Origin of the sequence: Bradyrhizobium sp., assembly GCF_049581145.1 — a bacterium.
Taxonomy (GTDB): Bacteria; Pseudomonadota; Alphaproteobacteria; order Rhizobiales; family Xanthobacteraceae; genus Bradyrhizobium.
In genome coordinates, this window is the sequence record NZ_JBAURI010000438.1 from 1 (window position 1) to 1973 (window position 1973).

The 1973-nt window shown below is 63.6% G+C and carries 2 protein-coding genes; both read left to right on the top strand.

Annotated features, from left to right (window positions below):
* Positions 1–189 precede the first annotated feature (189 nt).
* Positions 190–1362, top strand: a complete 1173-nt coding sequence (locus WCB02_RS14220) for a phosphoserine transaminase (RefSeq protein ID WP_423958855.1) — start codon at positions 190–192, stop codon at positions 1360–1362.
* A 146-nt stretch (positions 1363–1508) separates the two neighbouring features.
* Positions 1509–1973: NAD(P)-dependent oxidoreductase (locus WCB02_RS14225; protein ID WP_423958856.1), on the top strand; the 465-nt coding region annotated here is incomplete at its 3' end.

Here is a 1973-nt window from a genome sequence, read left to right on the forward strand (position 1 = left end):
GGTCACGCTTGTGATCCCCCGGGTCACGCTTGTGATCCCGCGGTCATACCTGATCCCCAGGGTCATACCTGATCCCCAGGGTCATGCCTGATCCCTCCAAAGTTCCTTGACGGTTTCGGACGATTCCCTTATGCACCGCGGCGGGACACCTCCCCCCAACGGGAGGCTTACTATCTGGACGGATAGATCATGACGATAGCGAAGCCCGCTCAGCGGCCGGTCGTGCCGCATTTTTCCTCCGGCCCCTGTGCCAAGCGCCCCGGCTGGAACGCCCAAAATCTCAAGGACGCCGCCCTCGGCCGCTCGCATCGTGCGAAGATCGGCAAAGCGAAGCTCAAGCTCGCGATCGAGTTGACACGCGAGGTGCTTGAAGTGCCGGCCGATTACAAGATCGGCATCGTGCCGGCGTCGGACACCGGCGCGGTCGAGATGGCGCTATGGTCGCTGCTCGGCGCGCGGCCCGTCACGACGCTGGCCTGGGAATCCTTCGGCGAAGGCTGGGTCGGCGACATCGTCAAGGAACTGAAACTCAAGGACGTCACCAAGCTGCAGGCCGGCTACGGCGACATTCCCGATCTCGCCAAGGTCGATCCCGCAACCGACATCGTCTTCACCTGGAACGGCACCACCTCGGGCGTGCGCGTGCCGAACGCCGACTGGATCAGCGCAAAGCGCGAGGGTCTGGCGATCTGCGACGCGACCTCGGCGGCGTTCGCGCAGCAACTCGACTGGGCCAAGCTCGATGTGGTGACGTTCTCCTGGCAGAAGGCGCTGGGCGGCGAGGCCGCGCACGGCATGCTGGTGCTCTCGCCCCGCGCCGTCGAGCGGCTCGAGACCTACAAGCCCGCCTGGCCGCTGCCGAAGGTCTTCCGCATGACCAAGGGCGGCAAGCTCAATGCCGGCATCTTCGAGGGCGAGACCATCAACACGCCTTCGATGCTCTGCCTCGAGGATTATCTCGATGCCTTGAACTGGGGCAAGTCGATCGGCGGTCTGAAAGCCCTGATCGCACGCGCCGATGCCAACACCAAGGTGCTCGCCGACTGGAAGGCGAAGACGCCGTGGATCGATTTCCTCGCCAGGGATTCGTCGATCCGCTCCAACACCTCGGTCTGCCTGAAGGTGGTGGATCCCGCGATCACCTCGCTGACACCGGACGCGCAGGCCGACTTCGCCAAGAAGCTGGTCGCGATGGTCGAGAAGGAGAACGCCGGATTCGACTTCGCACATTATCGCGATGCGCCCGCGGGTCTTCGCATCTGGTGCGGCGCCACCGTCGAGGCCAGCGACGTCGCGCTGTTGACGCAGTGGATCGACTGGGCGTTCGCCGAAGCAAAGGCCGCGTTGCCGAAGGCCGCGTAAGTTCGTTCATCCCATCATCGTCATGGCCGGGCGTGGCTCGGCCATTGCTCAACATAGTAGAGCCCGCGGCTCTCGAGCGCGAAGATGTGCTCAGCGGCCCCGGGGTGACGATAGCAAATGCACCGTCCAGCAATGGAACCGTTTCAATGACCAAACCCAAAGTTCTCATCTCAGATGCGCTCTCACCCGCCGCCGTACAGATTTTCAGGGATCGCGGCGTGGATGTCGACTTCCAGCCCAATCTCGGCAAGGACAAGGACAAGCTCGCCGAGATCATCGGCGACTATGACGGCCTTGCGATCCGCTCGGCGACCAAGGCGACCGCCAAGATCATCGAGAAGGCCAAGCGGCTGAAGGTGATCGGCCGCGCCGGCATCGGCGTCGACAATGTCGAGATCCCCGCCGCCACCGCCAAAGGCATCATCGTGATGAATACGCCGTTCGGCAATTCGATCACCACCGCCGAGCACGCCATTTCGCTGATGCTGGCGCTGGCGCGCGAATTGCCGGCCGCCAATGCCTCGACCCAGGCCGGCAAGTGGGAAAAGAACCGTTTCATGGGCGTGGAAATCACCGGCAAGGTGCTGGGCCTGATCGGCGCCGGCAATATC